This is a genomic window from Sporosarcina sp. ZBG7A (genome assembly GCF_000813425.1).
Lineage (GTDB): Bacteria > Bacillota > Bacilli > Bacillales_A > Planococcaceae > Sporosarcina.
The window spans coordinates 1-18,087 of the sequence record NZ_JWIB01000036.1 but is presented as its reverse complement, the minus strand read 5'-3'; the positions used below and the strand labels follow the sequence as shown (position 1 = coordinate 18,087).

The 18,087-nt window shown below is 42.6% G+C and carries 12 protein-coding genes, 1 pseudogene, 3 riboswitches and 1 other annotated feature (1 of these 17 only partly in view); of the genes and pseudogenes, 11 read left to right on the top strand and 2 right to left on the bottom strand.

The window, feature by feature from the left end; translation table 11 throughout:
- Window positions 1-128, top strand: a binding site (T-box leader); it begins 95 nt to the left of the window's first position.
- Window positions 129-196: 68 nt separating this feature from the next.
- Window positions 197-1,636 carry a proline--tRNA ligase gene (gene proS / locus RL70_RS13270; protein WP_039043882.1) on the top strand — a complete coding sequence of 480 codons (1,440 nt, stop codon included), beginning with the start codon at window positions 197-199 and terminating at the stop codon, window positions 1,634-1,636.
- 156 nt (window positions 1,637-1,792) lie between these two features.
- On the opposite strand, the gene pdxS is transcribed toward proS, so the two are convergent.
- Complete coding sequence (gene pdxS, locus RL70_RS13265) at window positions 1,793-2,638, bottom strand: pyridoxal 5'-phosphate synthase lyase subunit PdxS (protein WP_052245969.1); 846 nt, start codon at window positions 2,636-2,638, stop codon at window positions 1,793-1,795.
- Between the two features lie 239 nt (window positions 2,639-2,877).
- Between pdxS and RL70_RS13260 the strand changes: the two genes are divergently transcribed.
- Together RL70_RS13260 and RL70_RS13255 are read left to right on the top strand one after the other, a co-directional pair.
- Complete coding sequence (locus RL70_RS13260) at window positions 2,878-4,611, top strand: methyl-accepting chemotaxis protein (RefSeq protein WP_197054126.1); 1,734 nt, start codon at window positions 2,878-2,880, stop codon at window positions 4,609-4,611.
- A gap of 157 nt (window positions 4,612-4,768) precedes the next feature.
- A complete protein-coding gene (locus tag RL70_RS13255) occupies window positions 4,769-5,344 on the top strand; it encodes an NADPH-dependent FMN reductase (RefSeq protein ID WP_052245968.1) in 576 nt (191 codons plus the stop codon).
- A gap of 45 nt (window positions 5,345-5,389) precedes the next feature.
- Here RL70_RS13255 and RL70_RS13250 read toward each other — a convergent pair whose 3' ends face one another.
- Complete coding sequence (locus tag RL70_RS13250; protein ID WP_039043880.1) at window positions 5,390-6,139, bottom strand: cyclase family protein; 750 nt, start codon at window positions 6,137-6,139, stop codon at window positions 5,390-5,392.
- Between the two features lie 105 nt (window positions 6,140-6,244).
- A riboswitch (SAM riboswitch) is annotated at window positions 6,245-6,350 on the bottom strand.
- A gap of 299 nt (window positions 6,351-6,649) precedes the next feature.
- On the opposite strand from RL70_RS13250, the gene RL70_RS13245 reads away from it, so the two are divergent.
- The 8 genes and pseudogenes from RL70_RS13245 to RL70_RS13215 all read left to right on the top strand — a co-directional run bounded on the left by RL70_RS13245 (window position 6,650) and on the right by RL70_RS13215 (window position 17,810).
- On the top strand, window positions 6,650-8,119 hold the full coding sequence (locus tag RL70_RS13245; protein ID WP_039043879.1) for a nicotinate phosphoribosyltransferase: 1,470 nt from the start codon (window positions 6,650-6,652) through the stop codon (window positions 8,117-8,119).
- Between the two features lie 12 nt (window positions 8,120-8,131).
- The gene (nadE, locus tag RL70_RS13240; RefSeq protein WP_039043878.1) at window positions 8,132-8,959 is read left to right on the top strand and encodes an ammonia-dependent NAD(+) synthetase; all 828 of its coding nucleotides are present in this window, start codon (window positions 8,132-8,134) and stop codon (window positions 8,957-8,959) included.
- 391 nt (window positions 8,960-9,350) lie between these two features.
- A pseudogene (locus RL70_RS17605) lies at window positions 9,351-9,559 on the top strand (IS5/IS1182 family transposase); the annotation flags it as partial.
- 569 nt (window positions 9,560-10,128) lie between these two features.
- Window positions 10,129-11,079: a MoxR family ATPase gene (locus RL70_RS13235; protein ID WP_039043877.1), complete on the top strand. Its 951-nt coding sequence runs from the start codon at window positions 10,129-10,131 to the stop codon at window positions 11,077-11,079.
- Entirely contained in the window at window positions 11,076-12,281 is a 1,206-nt protein-coding gene (locus RL70_RS13230) for a DUF58 domain-containing protein (protein ID WP_052245967.1), read from the top strand. Before RL70_RS13235 ends, RL70_RS13230 begins: the two co-directional genes overlap by 4 nt.
- Entirely contained in the window at window positions 12,278-14,458 is a 2,181-nt protein-coding gene (locus RL70_RS13225; RefSeq protein WP_039043876.1) for a transglutaminase domain-containing protein, read from the top strand. The genes RL70_RS13230 and RL70_RS13225 overlap by 4 nt, the downstream gene beginning before the upstream one ends.
- A 35-nt stretch (window positions 14,459-14,493) precedes the next feature.
- Window positions 14,494-14,595, top strand: a riboswitch (purine riboswitch).
- Between the two features lie 135 nt (window positions 14,596-14,730).
- On the top strand, window positions 14,731-16,269 hold the full coding sequence (gene guaA / locus RL70_RS13220; RefSeq protein WP_039043875.1) for a glutamine-hydrolyzing GMP synthase: 1,539 nt from the start codon (window positions 14,731-14,733) through the stop codon (window positions 16,267-16,269).
- Window positions 16,267-16,368: riboswitch (purine riboswitch) on the top strand. (Overlaps the previous gene by 3 nt.)
- A gap of 107 nt (window positions 16,369-16,475) precedes the next feature.
- Entirely contained in the window at window positions 16,476-17,810 is a 1,335-nt protein-coding gene (locus tag RL70_RS13215; RefSeq protein ID WP_156137980.1) for an NCS2 family permease, read from the top strand.
- Window positions 17,811-18,087: the final 277 nt, after the last annotated feature.

The following is an 18,087-nucleotide window of genomic DNA, read 5'->3' as shown; positions in this document are numbered from 1 at the left end:
ACCACCGAGATGTCGTGTAAACACGACCGGTTCGTCCCGTTACGAAACGATAGAGGACTAATTTGTGATTTTTGCTTATTAGTCGAACTAAGGTGGTACCGCGTCCTAAACACAAAGACGTCCTTTTACAAGGATGTCTTTGTGTTTTTTTGTGGACAAAGACTTCACAACCAATCATTGAACAGGAGGAATTGACATGTCAAACACGCAACAGAATGATTTTTCGAAGTGGTATATTGATACGATTCAAAAAGCGGATTTGATGGATTATACACCAGTACGTGGGTGTATCGCGTTCAAACCGGATGGCTTTGAAATTTGGGAGCACATACAGGATGAGATGAACCGTCGATTCAAAGAAACAGGGCACCGCAATGCGTATTTCCCGATGTTAATTCCTGAATCCTTCTTCCAAAAAGAAAAGGATCATATCGAAGGATTCGCTCCTGAATTGCCATGGGTAACAGAAGCTGCTGGAGAGCCACTTGAAGAAAAACTTGCACTTCGTCCAACATCAGAAACGATGATTGGTCACCTATATTCCGACTGGATCAAGAGCTATCGTGATCTTCCAGTCCTTATCAACCAATGGGCGAACGTGTTCCGTTGGGAAAAGAAAACATTGCCGTTCATCCGTACATCTGAATTCCTATGGCAAGAAGGCCACACGGCTCATGCTAATGAAGAAGAAGCACGTCATGAAACGATGCAAATGTTGAACATTTACAAAGAAGTCGTTGAAGAGCTTCTAGCAATCCCAGTATACGATGGACAAAAAACTCCTTCTGAGCGTTTTGCAGGAGCGGTAGATACGTTTTCAATCGAAGCGATGATGAAGGATGGAAAAGCAGTTCAAGCAGGAACATCCCATTATCTTGGTTCAAAGTTCGCAGAAGCATTTGATATTAAATACCTGACAAAAGAAAATAAGCATGAATTCGTTCATACAACTTCATGGGGGACGTCAACTCGCCTGATCGGGTCTGTCATTATGGTGCACGGCGATGAGCAAGGTCTTGTGTTGCCACCACGCGTTGCACCAACACAAGTTGTGCTAATCCCAGTAGGTCCTTGGAAAAAGAATCCTGCGATTATGGAAAAACTTGATGAAATCTATGCCGAGTTGAAATCAAAAGGAATTCGCGTACGGTTGGATGATTCGGATCAGTCTCCAGGTTATAAATTTAACGAGTGGGAACTAAAAGGCGTGCCAGTTCGCGTTGAACTTGGACCACGTGATTTGGAGAACGCACAAGCTATGTTGAAAATGCGTGATGTAGAAGGTAAGGACGCATTTGCATTAGAAGGTTTGGTATCAGAAATCGAAAACCAACTGACAACAATGCAAAGCCGCTTGTTGGAAAAGGCTCGGACGTTCCGTGATGAGAACTCTCATACGAACATTGAAACCTTGGAAGAGCTCACAACTCATATCGCAACTTCACAAGAAAACAATGAAATCCCTGGTTGGATTCTTGCAGGATGGTGTGGAGATGATGCGTGTGAAGAGCATGTGAAAGAAGAAACAAAGTTCACGACACGTAACATTCCATTCAATCCACCAGTTGAAAAGCATACGTGCATTAACTGTGGTAAAGAAGCGAAGCATACTGTTTGGTTTGCACGCGCTTATTAAATTGATAAAACCCCATCGACTCCGGCAATCGGATTCGATGGGGTTTTTAACATGAAATGATTTTGGAGAGTTTACCAGGACATCTATTCTGCTGTTTAATGGATTATTCCACTAAAAAATGCGTACTGGATATAGGGCGTGTACCTATATAAAGTCTTACAAACTCCGAGCTGCCATTAGTTCGTGAGTGGCAAGTTTTGAAATTTCCAAGCCTTTCATTGGCGTACCGAGTCCCGTCGAAAGCTTTGCAATCAAGTCATAATTTTTATAGTCTGCTGTTGCTTGTACGATTGCGCGAGCGAATGCCTCAGGATTGTCTGACTTGAAAATGCCTGACCCAACGAATACACCATCAGCTCCTAATTCCATCATTAATGCTGCATCTGCGGGTGTTGCTACGCCACCTGCTGAGTAGTTAAGGACAGGTAGCCTTCCTGCTTTTTTAATGGCGTGTAGCAGTTCATAAGGAGCACCAAGGTCGCGTGCTTCTGTCATGAGTTCTTCATTGTTCATATGCACAACTTTTGTAACTTGAGCATTGATCATTCTAAGATGGCGCACAGCTTCTACGATATTACCTGTACCTGGCTCACCCTTCGTACGAAGCATCTTTGCCCCCTCGCCTAAACGGCGAGCAGCTTCCCCTAAGTTGCGCGCACCGCAAACGAAGGGTACCCGGAATTCACTTTTTAACAGATGGAACTCTTCATCAGCTGGTGTTAGCACTTCGCTCTCATCGATGCAGTCCACATTAAGTGATTCCAATACCCGCGCCTCGGAAATATGTCCAATGCGTGCCTTCGCCATGACTGGAATCGAAACCGCTCGTTGAACTTCTTCGACAATCCGTGGATCTGCCATTCTTGCTACGCCATCCTCTGCACGGATATCCGAAGGGACTCGTTCCAATGCCATAATTGCCACTGCCCCCGCAGCTTCTGCCACTTTCGCTTGCTCAGCGTTAATCACATCCATGATGACGCCACCGTATGAAAGATTCATAATTATTCCTCCTTTTGATATGTTCAGTATACAGGGAATTGACCGCTTTAAAATGGTCAGATATCTAATAATTAAAGTGGTCAGAATAACTTGCAACAAATTTTTTGAATTCACAAATCCAGGAAACATCAGGAAGTGAGTGACTTACCCTTTAGTACTATATATTTTAGTGTTGCAAAAACATTAATTTAGTCACAAACAGCCAATCTTAACCGATATCAACTATGGAGGGGATCAACATGAAAATGAGAATCCGTACAAAACTTATATTGATTTCTGCAATTTTACTAGTAATTCCAAGTTTGGTTATCGGGTTAAGTGGCTACACATTAGCCAAAAACAGTTTGAATGATATTGGCTCACAAGGATTGAAAAATGATGTAATGCTAGCGATCGATGTACTAGAATCGTTACAAGAACAAGTTGATAAAGGCAATTTATCGCTTAAAGAAGCTCAAGATATTGCTAAAGACAAACTGATCGGTCCGCTTCAGGAAGATGGAACACGTGCAATCGAATCAGAAGTGGATATGGGCGAACATGGTTATTTCTTTGTCTTGGGAGATGATGGAGTCGCTCTTGCACACCCTGTTAAAGAGGGAGAAGACTTAAGTGGCTCGAAGACAAAAGACGGTATGCTGACTACAATGGAAACAATTAAAACCGCACAAAATGGCGGAGGGTTTCTAACTTTCGATTTCGCGGTGCCAGGAACAGATACCGTTGCACCTAAAATTGTCTATACTCAAGTGTTCCAACAATGGGGATGGAACGTTGTCGCAGGGTCCTATTTAATGGATTTCAATAGTGAATCCAAAACTTTGTTAATGGTTCTGGGAGTGGTTCTTGGAATTTCCCTTCTTGCGGGAGCTGTTGTCATCATTTGGTTCTCAGGTCATTTATCGAAACCGCTTATACGGATTACAGATCATGTTGCTCAAGTGGCGGACGGTGATTTGTCAGGAGAAGTTGGGCAGGTCCGAAATCGTGATGAGATTGGAGAACTCGCATTGTATGTAAATCGGATGTCGAACAATCTTAAGGATATGATTGAACAAGTCTCGAATGCATCTATGCAAGTGGCAGCGACTTCAGAGGAGTTGTCCGCGAGCAGCGAGGAAACGAGTCGTTCAGTTGAACACGTTTCAGAGGCTATCCAGGAGTTAGCAAGCGGGGTTGACGGACAACTGGAACAAACTGAAACAGCCAATCAAGCAGCCGCTACCTTGTCTTCAGACATGGAGCATGTCACAAAAGAGATGGAGCAAGCAGGGAAGACGGTGCAATCCACTGTTCAACTTGCCCATGAAGGATCCGGATCAGTGACACGTGTCGTGAATCATATGGAATCCATTCAGCATGAAACAGATTCTGCTTTCAATTATGTCAACCAGCTTGGTAGTAAATCTGCAGAGATCGGAAAAATTGCCGGAATGATTACGGATGTTGCAGAACAAACGAATCTACTTGCTCTAAATGCAGCAATTGAAGCTGCACGTGCCGGAGAGAACGGAAGAGGATTTGCAGTAGTTGCTGATGAGGTTCGAAAACTTGCAGAGCAATCCTCAAACGCCGCTACTCAAGTAGGTACACTCATTGCGGCGATTCAGGAAGACATCGGGTATTCCGTCACAGCTATTGGAAAAGGAAATCAAGCAGTGAAAGAAGGAGCGAATCTTGTTCAAGAGACAGGCCAGACCTTCCAACAAATTTCCGAAGCGATTACTAGCATTTCTGCTCAAATTGAAGATGTAACGAATAGTACCGAGAGAAACCGGATGGAGTCTGGACGTATTGCAGCAGTCATTGAACAGACTGCTACCATTGCGATGGATTCAGCAAATCATACGGAGAATATTGCAGCGACAGCCGAACAGCAAACTGCTTCCATGGAAGAAATCGCAGCTGCTTCAGAAACATTGGCCGAAATGGCACAAGGTTTGCAGGAGACGGTTCGTCGATTTAAGTTGTAGTATAACAAATTTTAACTGTCCCTTTAAGCTCATAAGAGTCTGAAAGGGACAGTTTTTGTATGGTCCAAGTGTTATGAGCAAAAAAGTTAAGAGTTAAATGAGTATATGCTATCCTTACATGGTAATTGAAATTCATTATCAGAAGGAGTTACTTAAGATGACAATACGAGTAAAAGCCATTATCGGAAGTACAAGCTCGACTTCCTACAATAAAAGATTGGTGAACTTCATGAAAAAACGTTATGCTGATCGTTTGGACATTACGTTAGTTTCGATTAATGACGTGGAAATGTTTTCGGTCGATCATGAAAGTGAACCGCCTACAAATGTTCGTGCATTTAAAGAGAATGTAAAAGATTCGGATGCTGTGTTATTCGCAGTTCCTGAATATAACTTCTCTATCCCTGGCGCTATGAAAAATGCGTTAGACTGGTTATCCCGTGGAGGAGAAGCGACATTACGTGATAAGCCTGCATTCATCGTAGGTTCATCAATGGGCGTGTTCGGTAGTGTGCGAGCGCAAATCCATTTACGCGAGATTTTATCCAACCCGGGTCTTTCTCCACTGATTTTGCCAAACAATGAAGTGTACATTGGGTCTATTCATCAGAAGTTGAATGATCAAGATGAGTTAACTGACGAATCGACAGTTGCCTTCTTGGATTCTGTAGTTGACAACTTTGTGGACTTCTACGAGCGCATGACAGAAATGCATGCATCGAAAAAAGCATAATAAAAACAAGCATTCTGTGTAAAACTGCAGAATGCTTGTTTTTTGTTAGGGGAGAATTGCGAAAGAGCGCACAGGGAATCCGGATGCTTTTTCTGGTTTTGGAACGATATTAAAGATGATAGCCCCTTTTGTAGGGAGTTTGTCTAAATTCGTCAAGAGTTCGACTTGGTACGTATCTTGTTCAAGTACGTAGTATTCTCCATGGAGCGCTCCATTTTTTCGGAAGTCTGCAGCAGAATCGGTGTCAAATGTTTCGTGTCCAACGGCTTTTACTCCCCGGTCCTCAAAAAGGAATTTCAACGCATCCAATCCCCAGCCTGGAATTCTGTTATTTCCATCTGCATCTTTATTGCAGAAACTTTGCGAATCCGGCCAGCGTTTGCTCCAGTCAGTACGGAGTGCTACGAATGAGCCTGCTTCGATCGTCCCGTGTTCTTTTTCGAAGTCTAATAAATCGTTTTTCGAACAAGTAAAATCATGATCAGCTTCCGCATCTTTCGATTTGTCGACAACGATTAATGGAAGAACGAGCTCTTTTAACTCGAGTTCTTCTAAGTAGCGAGTGTCCCGGACAAAGTGGATGGGTGCATCGATATGGGTTCCGTATTGACCTGCAAAGCTGAATTGCTGTGCAAAGAAACCGTCATCGTGGTTAAAAAGCGTTTTGAACTCAGCATCTTCAAACATGAAGAAGTGTGGAGATGTTGGACCGAATGTATGAGTGAGGTCCACCCATTCTTTTGCCTTTAACGTAGTGAGTGCAGTTAACAAATCCGTTTGTGTTTGTGTTGTCATCTTATTCCCGCCTTTTCTTTAGTGCCGAAAACCGGCTATTTTATACAAAAAGAAGACCCTCTTATGACTAATAGAGGGCCTTCTGCGCATACTGCATGAAGTCAGCTCTCATCTCGAGATGCATCTGCACCTCCTGGAATTAGCACCTCGGCCTTAATGGCTGGTTGCTGAGACATCGTAGGGCCAGTCCCTCCGTCTCTCTGGATAAGAAATGTTTATTGAATTGTTTGAAAAATGATTATTCTGATAGTACCATGCCTTCTTATTGAAAGCAATAGGGACCAGATGATTTCTTTCTCTGGGGAATTTGATATACTTACATATAGTTTGGAAATAGTTCAGTGGGCATCCTTAAAGGGCGGGATTTGTTTTGCTAAGACGTGTTATTGGAGGAGCTGTTGGACCAGAAGTATTTAACGAATGGTCAACTGAATGAGTTATAAGGAAGACGAGAAAGGGTAAGTAACGTTATAAGTGGTCTACATAACCTATTGGAAGAGGCGAATTAGTGTGAGCTCAAACTATACAGATGATAGCTTTGCATTACATACAGATTTATATCAAATCAATATGATGGAAACGTACTGGGCTGAAGGCATCCATAACAAAAAAGCGATTTTTGAGCTGTATTTCAGAAAATTGCCGTTTGGAAACGGTTATGCAATTTTTGCCGGACTAGAGCGTGTACTCAATTATTTAAGAGATCTGAAATTCACGGATAGTGATATCGCATATTTAAAAAACGAATTGCACTATAAAGAAGATTTTCTCGATTATTTAAAGGACGTCCGTTTTACGGGGAATCTCTATTCCATGAAAGAAGGAGAAACCGTATTTGGAAACGAACCAATTCTGCGAGTTGAAACAACCTTAGCAGAGGCGCAGCTTATTGAGACAGCACTCTTAAATATCGTCAATTACCAAACGTTGATCGCTACAAAGGCAAGTCGTATAAAGCAAGTCGTGAAAGACGAAGTGGTGATGGAGTTCGGTAGTCGTCGTGCACAAGAAATGGATGCGGCTGTTTGGGGAGCTCGTGCTGCAGTAATTGGAGGCGTAGAAGCAACTAGTAATGTGCGCGCTGGCAAGCTATTCGGTATCCAGGCGAGCGGCACGCATGCCCATTCCCTCGTGCAAGCTTACAAAAGTGAATACAAAGCGTTTCACTCATACGCCAAACGTCATCGTGACTGTGTCTTCCTTGTTGATACGTATAACACGTTAAAAATTGGCGTGCCGACTGCTATTAAAGTGGCGAAAGAACTCGGAGATACCATTAACTTCATAGGCATTCGTCTAGACAGTGGAGACATCGCATTTTTATCAAAAGAAGCGCGACGAATGTTGGATGAGGCAGGATTTAAGGATGCGAAAATCGTTGTGTCGAATGATTTGGATGAATACACGATACTCAACTTGAAAGCTCAAGGGGCACAAGTAGATATTTGGGGAATCGGAACAAAACTCATTACCGCGTATGACCAACCAGCGCTAGGTGCTGTCTACAAGCTCGTTGCGATCGAAGGCGAAAATGGTGAGATGGTGGATACCATCAAGATATCATCCAATGCTGAAAAAGTGACAACGCCTGGACGAAAGAAGTTATATCGGATTATTGATAAAGAAAATGGAAAAGCTGAGGGAGATTACATCACGATGTATGATGAGGATCCTAATGCAGAAAAGCGTATTAAAATGTTCCATCCCGTTCATACATTCATCTCTAAGTTTGTAACGAATTTTGAAGCCAGAGACCTTCATGAAAAAGTCATCGACAATGGACAAGTGATTTATGAATTGCCTTCAACTCAAGAAATTCAACAATATGCCAAAGACAACTTGAATTTGTTATGGGATGAATACAAACGATCCCTGAATCCGGAAGAGTATCCTGTCGATTTAAGTCAGAAATGTTGGGATAATAAAATGAGGAATATTCAAGAAGTCCAGGAGATGGTAAGCGACTTCATAAATGAATAGGAGGGATCAGGTATGAATAACTTACAACAGCAAATTATTCAAGAATTACGTGTGTTACCAGAAATCGATCCTCAAAAAGAAGTACGGGTCTCAGTGGATTTCCTAAAGTCGTATTTGAAGAAAAACACGTTTTTAGAAGGCTACGTACTTGGGATTTCCGGAGGTCAAGACTCGACTCTTGCTGGAAAGCTCGCACAGGTGGCAGTAGATGAATTGAATTCAGAAGTTGGTACGGATCGCTATAAGTTCGTCGCAGTCCGGTTGCCGTATGGCACGCAATTTGACGAAGACGATTGTCAGGATGCATTGCGCTTCATAAAACCTACTAGTACGTATACCGTGAATATTAAAGAAGCAGTCGATGCTAGCCGCCGCGCACTTGAAGCGGCAGGGATTTCCTTGTCTGATTTTGAAAAAGGCAATGAAAAAGCTAGAGAACGTATGAAAGTCCAGTTTTCAATGGCTGCGTTCCATCATTGTGTAGTGATTGGTACTGACCATGCGGCAGAAGCCATCACAGGATTCTTTACAAAGTTTGGCGATGGGGCAGCGGACGTGACGCCTTTAGCCCGTTTGAACAAACGACAAGGGAAGGAAATGCTCCGATTCCTTGGCTGCCCGGAGCATTTGTATAACAAAGTACCGACTGCAGATTTAGAGGAAGACAAACCGGCATTACCTGATGAAGTCGCACTCGGTGTTACATACACACAAATCGACGACTATCTAGAAGGAAAACCGGTACCGGACGATGCACGCCAAACAATTGAACGTCACTACCTTCGATCCGCACACAAGCGGCATCTTCCAATTACAGTTTTTGATGATTTTTGGAAATAGGAAGTGTAAAACCTCTCTGTTATGGAGCGGTTTCAGACTGTAGACAAGCTCCAGAACTAAGGGGGTTGCCTACAGTCTTTTACTTTTACAATAGGTTTAACTATGGAAAGTTGATTTTCGCTGCGATCGGACGCTTTCCGAGGGGCTTGCTGTCAGCCAATCGAACAACGAAGAGTTCGATTCGCCGTATTTTAGCGTACTTTTCTGAAAATAAGGCAGTACTTATCTCCCTCGCTTTGCTCAGTCCAGGGTCTTCGAAAACACGTGCTCCTAACGCTTCGCTTTTACTCCCAAAAGCTGTTCTTCGTCACAGCTTTCGCTGATCCCTCCGGAGTCGCCGCTCACCGCTACAATCAACAGTATCTCCCAACTATCAAATGAAGTAATAGGAATGATGATGAAGAATCAAATCAAAGAACGGGAGCAGATGGAAATGCTTACAATCTAACCGTTAGTTCCGCAAGACCATATCTGGTCTGTAAATTAGAGATAGCAATTTATTTTTCCTTCATTTATCCATTGGTTGCACATTTATATTCCCTATTCAGGGGACCCAGTATAGATCCTGTTGTTCTCAATAAAATGTCATTCTTTCAATACACTAAACCATCTTAGGATTGTCCATCTCATACCACACTTCTCCTTGGCATCGACAAAGACACGTTCACGGTCTTTTTACATTTCCATACAGTTATTTGATTTCATATCGGTGTCTCAAGTATTCTGTTACATCTAGTTAATCTTGCCAGCTGGACATGGAGCCCCCAATTGCATTCTTTGCTTGAATGATATGAATGTGTCATAGGAAATTCAGTTGATTGAAGTGCAGGACGGCGACTCCTGGGGATCAGCGCAGCGCGAAGACCCCGCAGGAGTGAAGCGACGAGGAGGCTGAGGGCAAGCCCCCGGAAAGCGCCCGTCCGGAACGGAGATCAACGGCCTGTTATCCTTCATTTTCAGAATCAACGATGCAAAAACACAAAAGGGATGGAAATCAAATCGATTCCCATCCCTTTTGTCTACAGTCTGAAACCTCTCTGTTATAGAGAGGTTTTTTTATTGCCGTTCAATTCTGTTTGTTTTGTAAATTAGTTTGAAGGACCGTACAAATTCCGGTATGATGGAAACAACTGTAGAGTTATCCAGTATATGAGCAAGGGGGAAATGGATTGTTACATAAAGAGAAGATTGATGCGATCCTAGCAAACATTGAGCGAACGATTGTGGGGAAACGTGTAATAAGCGAGCTTAGTTTAACAGCATTATTGGCAGGTGGACATGTCCTCCTAGAAGACGTACCAGGTGTCGGTAAGACTGTAATGGTAAAATCTTTGGCTGCGTCAATTGGAGCTGAATTCAAGAGAATCCAGTTCACACCTGATTTGTTGCCGTCTGATGTTCTTGGTGTTTCAATTTACAATCCACAGCGGATGGAGTTTGAATTCAGACCAGGTCCAATTGTGGGTAATATCATTTTGGCGGATGAAATCAACCGGACTTCGCCTAAAACACAAGCAGCACTATTGGAAGGGATGGAAGAATCCTCAATCACAATAGATGGTAAAACGTTGCAACTTCCTCAACCATTTTTTGTGATGGCGACGCAAAACCCAATCGAATATGAAGGGACCTATCCTCTTCCAGAAGCTCAAATGGACCGTTTTTTATTTAAGTTGAAAATGGGATATCCAACGAGAGACGAGGAAATTGAAGTGCTCGCGCGCTCGGAATCTCAAATGACAGCCGAACTCACTGCTCCAGTAATTACATTGGATGACTTACTCGAACTTCAAGTGTTGGCGACAAAAGTCATAGTAGATGTAACGGTAAAGTCGTACATAGTGGATTGCGCAACCGCTACACGTGATCATCCAACGGTGTACCTAGGGGTCAGTCCGCGTGGATCACTGGGTCTCATGAAGGCATGTCAAGCTTATGCACTTATTAACGGGCGTAATTATGTAACCCCAGACGACGTCCAATATTTACTTCCTCATGCATTTAGCCATCGAATTATTTTGCACCCGGATGCAGAGTACAGTGGTCATTCCATCGATAATGTGCTGGTCGACGTAATCGCTAAAGTCCGCGTGCCTATCATGAGGACGAACGCTCTATGAAACGAAAACGTGCAACACTAATCATTCAAACGATTTTTGTTTTGATCATTATAGGTGGAGCATATTCGTTTGCAATGTTTCAAGGCGGTATGCCTAGCTGGACGATCTTTTACTTTATCTTGCCCTTTTCTTTGTATGCGCTATCAATCGTGCTGTATCCCTTAAAGTCGTTTACGGTGACGCGTACTATTCAACAGCCATTACTAGGAATTGGCGAATCGACGAAAGTGACGATTCGAGTGAAACGAACTAATCGATTTCCGCTGTTGTATCTTACCGTCAAAGAACAAGAGTGTGGTGGGTTTGCCTCCGTCATACAAGGAGGGACTTCCCAGTTGTTTATAGTGGGATTTCGAAAAGAGGTTGTACTTCAGTACGAATTGAAAGGTAAACAAAGAGGAGAGCATCATTTTCCTCCTGTACAAATAGGCATAACAGACTTTTTTGGGTGGATAAAAAAACAGGGAACCATTGACGTCGAAGGAGAGTCTGTACTTCTCATTTTTCCTGAGACGAAGTCAGTACACTACGTACCAATTGGTTCTTATCATGATAGAGGGACGACAAGATCACCATTTTCATTGATAAAAGAAACCACGGTTGCCACAAGTGTCAGGGACTATCAACCAGGAGATCGGATGTCTTGGATTCACTGGAAATCATTTGCTCGGACACAAAACTTGATGACGAAAGAATTTGAGAACAAACGAGGGGAGCACGTGACGTTGTTGCTCGATGCCAGAACCTCTCTAGCATTTGAAGAACAAATTCAATTCACAGCCTCCATTTTAAAAGAAGCTGCTACTCGGAAAGCAGATTTGACGTTTTTAACGACAGATGCTGAGAATTCTGCAATTGGCACAATTTCAGGAGAAGGGCAGCTTAGAAAAGCGCTCACGCAACTCGCTCGCCTTCAACCGATAGAAGAGACAATGGCAAAACCACCGAATTATACAGTAGCCTTACAAGGTGCTGGAGCTATTGTCATTATTTCAGGAAATCCAGATCCTGTTTTCTTGCGTCCTGTTCTTAGTGCCTCTCGCGCGCAACCAGTATTTTGTTTTATTGTGAGAAACGGAGCCGTCCCAATGCCCGATTTTGTTGAGCAGAACGTGAAGGCAGCAAGAGCGCTCGGTGTGACCGTTCAAATGCTAACAGATGAACAGTTTGAATGTTCGTTTCAGGAGGTGGCTAAAACATGAAAGATGTCCGTATCGATAAGTGGCTCTTGGTTTTGCTGTATACTCTTGCCTTCTTCATGACCATAGAGTGGCTCAAGCCGGTTGAGGAACTTACAGACACCGGGCACATTATTCTTTTTTATGGATTTGTGGGATTAGCCTTGTTATTTGGTTTGTTACGTGTTCCAGGTTGGATTGGTGTTCCAATTAAGGTAATCTACATAACTCTATCTCTACAATACGTATTTCTTGAAAAGGATTGGCTGTCGGCTGAAGCGCTGAAAATGACAATGCTCGATGTACAACAAAACTTTTCATTTATTTGGTCTGGTGAGTGGATGAGTATCTCGTATATGTTTCGAACGGGACTATTTTTCATTTTACTTTGGATGCTTTGTTACTTAATACGATTTTGGATTGAATATCGTAAGTCCGTCCTACTGTTTTTCGGAATGACGGTGATTTTCCTCTCTGTGGTGGATACATTTACATCGTTTGACGCCTCATTTGCAATTTTACGGGTAATGATAATCGGGCTGTTATTGCTTGGACTACTGTTTCCGCTACGATTATCAGCGAAAACGAAAACACAGTTACCAATCTCAAGTTATCTTAAAGTAACTGCTCCACTAGTAGGGTTATTACTATTCGTTGCAATCGTTGCAATTCTCGTTCCTATTAAAGAACCTGTTTGGCCAGACCCAGTTCCATTTATCCGATCTGCTGCCGGTTTGGGAGATGGTGGAAATGGAGAAGGGGTTTCTAAAGTGGGGTACGATCCAGATGATACTCAATTGGGCGGGCCATTTAAACAAGATGATTCGCTTGTTTTTGAAGCATATGTGGATTCGCGTCAATATTGGAAAATGGAGACGAAGAGTACGTATACATCCAAAGGGTGGATTCAGGACTCGGAAGAGCTGAATCCAGAGTCACAAGGACGATTTTCAGACTTAATAGGCGGACAAGTTTTAGTTCCACCTAGAGAGCGTGCCGATGTGGAAATGTATGAGCCCTTACCAATCTTGCCGTACCCATATGGATTTGAAGAATTGCAGACTACTGAAGGATTTCTTTATGTGCAGGAAGAGGGAACAGGAAAGCTGACATTGAATTATGATGAGCCGCTAGACATGACATACCGAACGGAATTTGTACCACCCGAATACAGTTTGAAAGAACTCCGTGAAACAGACATGGATTCGCTCGATTCTATGAAAATTGAAATGGATGAGTATTTGAGTTTGCCTGAAGAACTCCCTGAACGGGTCAGAGACTTGGCCGAAGAATTGACGGCAAGTGCACCGAGTGTTTATCAGAAAGCACAAGCCATTGAAAGGTATTTCGCAAGAAGCGGCTTTGTTTACTCAAGAGACAAAGTTGCTGTTCCTGAAAAGGATGAAGATTATGTCGATCAATTCCTATTTGAAACGAAACGAGGCTATTGTGACAACTTTAGTTCCTCCATGGTCGTCATGCTTCGATCGGTTGGAATCCCAGCAAGATGGGTGAAAGGATTTGCGCCTGGTGAGTTGAAGCGGGATGATAACGAGGAGAAGTACTACACGGTCACTAACAACCAAGCTCATTCTTGGGTAGAGGCATACATGCCTGGTATTGGTTGGATGCCATTTGAACCGACAATTGGATTTAATGGCGTATCGAATGTCAACTTCGATATTGAAGTTGCAGAAGATGATTTGAAAGAACAAGAACAAATCAAGCGTCCTGAAAACAAAAAGAAACAAGAACAAGAAAAACAAGCCGCTAAACGTAAAAATGCCCAGGAACCTTGGTTGCTTCAAATTATTCCAGAATGGCTGCGTTCTTGGACTGTAGTTAGTGTCATTATTGGAGTTGTTATTGCCTTGGTTGGTATAGGATCATATGCAACCCGTAAAAAGTGGTTGCCTCGTCTTGTTGTGCGTAGGAGCCGGAGCAAGTCTGAAGGCTGGGAAACATTTGCTATTCAATATGAACAATTATTGAAGCATTTGAACAGGATCGGTGTTAAGAAACCAGCTGGCATGACGTTATCAATCTACGCAAAAGAAGTGGATCGAATGCGCGGCGATGACAAAATGAGTACGTTGACAGCGGCGTATGAAACTGGCCTATACGGGCAAAGGGAAAACAATCAAAATTGGACTGAATTACGTAAAATGTGGGAAGATTTAATCATTGAGACAACCGGTTGATTTTTTAATTGAATGGAAGTAGAATGATGCCAGGAATACAAATACTTGAATGCTCTCATATAGGTCCGATAATATGGTTCGGATGTTTCTACCAGGTCACCGCAAAAGACCTGTCTATGATAGCGAAGGCAGCTACGGATAATCCGTAGTCTGTTTTCGTTATTTCATAGAATATAGATGGAAACAGAAGACGCGCAGAAAGAGTTTACTTTCTAACGCGTCTTTCTCTGTTTTAAGGGTATACTTGAATAAAATAAGAAGAGGTGGATTTTATGTCAGCAGCTCCATTAATGTCAGAACAAGAGAAAATCGTAGTTTTAGATTTAGGTAGCAAGTACAACCAACTTATTACACGCGTAATACGGGATTTAGGCGTTTACAGTGAGCTTTATCCGCACACAGTAACAGCAGAAGAAATTCGTAACATGCATGCAGCTGGAATTGTCTTGTCTGGTGGAGATACGAAAATGGACGCAGACATCGATCCTGAAATCTTTACATTAGGACTTCCAGTTCTCGGTCTTGGCTCAGGACTAGAAGTCATTGCAGAGCAGTTTGGCGGCAAGACAGCTACTATGGAAGCTCATGGTGCGGCGTCTACACTAACTACTGAAGGAACTTCAAAATTATTTGCTGAAATCAGCGGATCATTTGCAGCGCACATTGGTGGCACTGAAAAAATTGCAGAACTTCCTGAAGGCTTCACAGCAACAGTGAAAGACGAGCATGGACATATTGCAGCAATCGAGAATGCTGATAAAGGATTATTCGGCGTTCAGTTCCATCCTGAAGTCGACAGCACTGAAAATGGAGAAGCGATTCTTCGTACGTTCCTTCGTTCAATATGTAATCCGACAGGTGAATGGTCAATGGAACGCTTCATTGAAGTAGAAGTAGAAAAAATCCGTGAGCAAGTTGGCAATCGTAATGTTCTTTGTGCACTAAGTGGCGGTGTCGACTCTTCAGTAGTTGCAACACTTATCCATCGTGCCATTGGTGATCAGTTGACTTGTATTTTTGTAGACCACGGCTTGTTGCGTAAAGGTGAAGTCGAAAGTGTTGTCGATACGTTCAGCACAAAGTTCAATATGAATTTCATCAAAGTAGATGCAGCTAAGCGTTTCTTGGACAAGCTTGCCGGAGTTACAGAACCTGAACAAAAGCGTAAGATCATCGGTAACGAGTTCATTCGTGTATTTGATGAAGAAGCAGCGAAATTGAAAGGTATTGATTTCCTTGCGCAAGGTACGATTTATGCAGATATCATTGAAAGTGGTACAGCGACTGCTGAAGTCATCAAGTCTCACCACAACGTTGGCGGACTACCAGAAGATATGGACTTTGAATTGATCGAGCCGTTGAAGGCATTGTTCAAAGACGAAGTGCGTAATGTCGGTAAAGAGCTTGGATTGCCTGAAGATATCTACAACCGTCAGCCGTTCCCTGGACCAGGTCTAGGTGTTCGAGTACTTGGCGAAGTGACAGAAGAGAAGTTGAACATTGTACGTGACGCAGATTACATCCTCCGTGAAGAAATTGCTTTAGCTGGTCTTGACCGCTCTATTTGGCAGTACTTCGCAGTTCTTCCTGGCATCAAGAGTGTCGGTGTGCGAGACGGAAAGCGTTCGTATGATCACGCAATCGGACTTCGTGCCGTTCATTCTTCAGATGGTATGAGTGCTGATTGGGCACGAATCCCTTGGGATGTTTTGGAGAAAATCAGTTCACGAATTACAGCTGAAGTTGACCACGTCAACCGTGTTGTTTACGATATTACTGCAAAACCACCAGGCACAATCGAGTGGGAATAAAACTGAATAACTGATTGTCGTATATCCTTGGGAATAAGGCCCAAAAGTCTCTACCAGAGCACCGTAAATGCTTTGACTACGATGAATGGAACACTTCTTGAGTAGGACTGACAAGAGGGATCCCCATTTTGAAGAGTTTGAAAGAGCATGCGGCTTTAGTTGTCGCATGCTCTTTTTATATCCAAAACAGATGAGGACGGTTGATGATGAAAAAGTATTTTGAGTTTGACAAGTTAGGTACCAATTATAGAAGAGAAATCATTGGGGGATTAACAACGTTCCTTGCAATGGCGTACATATTGGCCGTGAATCCGCTAGTCTTGTCTCTTGACGGGGTGCCTGATATTCCGGATGCAATGCGCATGGATAAAGGTGCAGTATTTGTTGCAACAGCATTAGCAGCAGCAGTCGGATCATTATTTATGGGTCTCATCGCACGATATCCAATCGGTTTAGCACCAGGTATGGGACTTAACGCATTTTTCGCATTTTCTGTTGTGCTCGGATATGGTATTCCTTGGCAAACAGCTTTAACAGGCGTGCTATTCTCAGGTCTCATTTTTATTGTTCTTTCATTAACTGGACTTCGAGAAATGATCATTAACGCAATCCCGGCACAACTGAAATATGCAGTAGGTGCGGGAATTGGTTTGTTCATCACATTTTTAGGGTTTCAAAACGCAAATATTATTGTAGGTGATCCAAACACGCTTGTTACGCTAGGAGATTTATCGCAAGGTCCAGTATTGCTTGCTATTTTTGGATTAGTAATTACAGTGATCATGATGGTTAGAGGAATTAAGGGAGCAATCTTCTATGGAATGATTATAACTACCGTGGCAGGGATGTTGACCAATCTTATTGAGGTACCGGATAAAGTAGTTTCCAGTGTACCGAGTGTCGCTCCTACTTTTGGTGCAGCATTTGAAACAATTTTTAATAACCCGAGTGAATTGTTTACGACACAGTTTATTGTCATCATCATTACATTTCTGTTTGTAGATTTCTTTGATACTGCAGGAACACTCGTTGCAGTCGCAACCCAAGCAGGTTTAATGAAGGAAGGTAAGTTGCCACGTGCTGGAAGAGCATTGTTGGCGGATTCCATGGCAACAGTGACTGGTGCAATTTTCGGTACATCCACAACAACTTCTTACGTTGAATCGACAGCTGGAGTTGCAGCAGGGGCGAAAACAGGATTTGCTTCTGTTATAACAGGTCTTCTATTTTTACTAGCTTTATTCTTCTCACCTTTATTGTTTGTCATTACGCCTGAAGTTACAGCGCCTGCATTAATTATTGTTGGTGTGCTAATGGTTTCTAATTTAGGCAATATTGAGTGGACACGTTTTGAAATGGCTGTCCCGGCATTCTTCACTGTCATTGCAATGCCGTTGACGTATAGTATCGCAACAGGAATAGCGATTGGATTCATCTTCTATCCAATTACAATGCTACTTAGCGGACGCCGCAAAGAAATACATCCTATTATGTATGTATTGATGGTTCTCTTCATATTGTATTTCGTTTTTGTTAAATAACGAAACTTCTACAGGTACTGACTTTCCATTATGGAAGGTCAGTACCTGTTTTTTTGCTTCGATTGTGGATGTAGACAATTAAAATGATAGAACTTATGAAATAAGAAGGGGATTTAATAATTGATGTTTAACACAATGTTTTTCGGGTATATTAATGACTAGTAATTAATTTGACGAAAAGTGTTGACTTATGTTGACGCGCTTGGTATAGTAATAAAGCAGTCGGGAGCGAGACTTACTGAAACGCTTCAGACAACATGAACCTTGAAAACTGAAC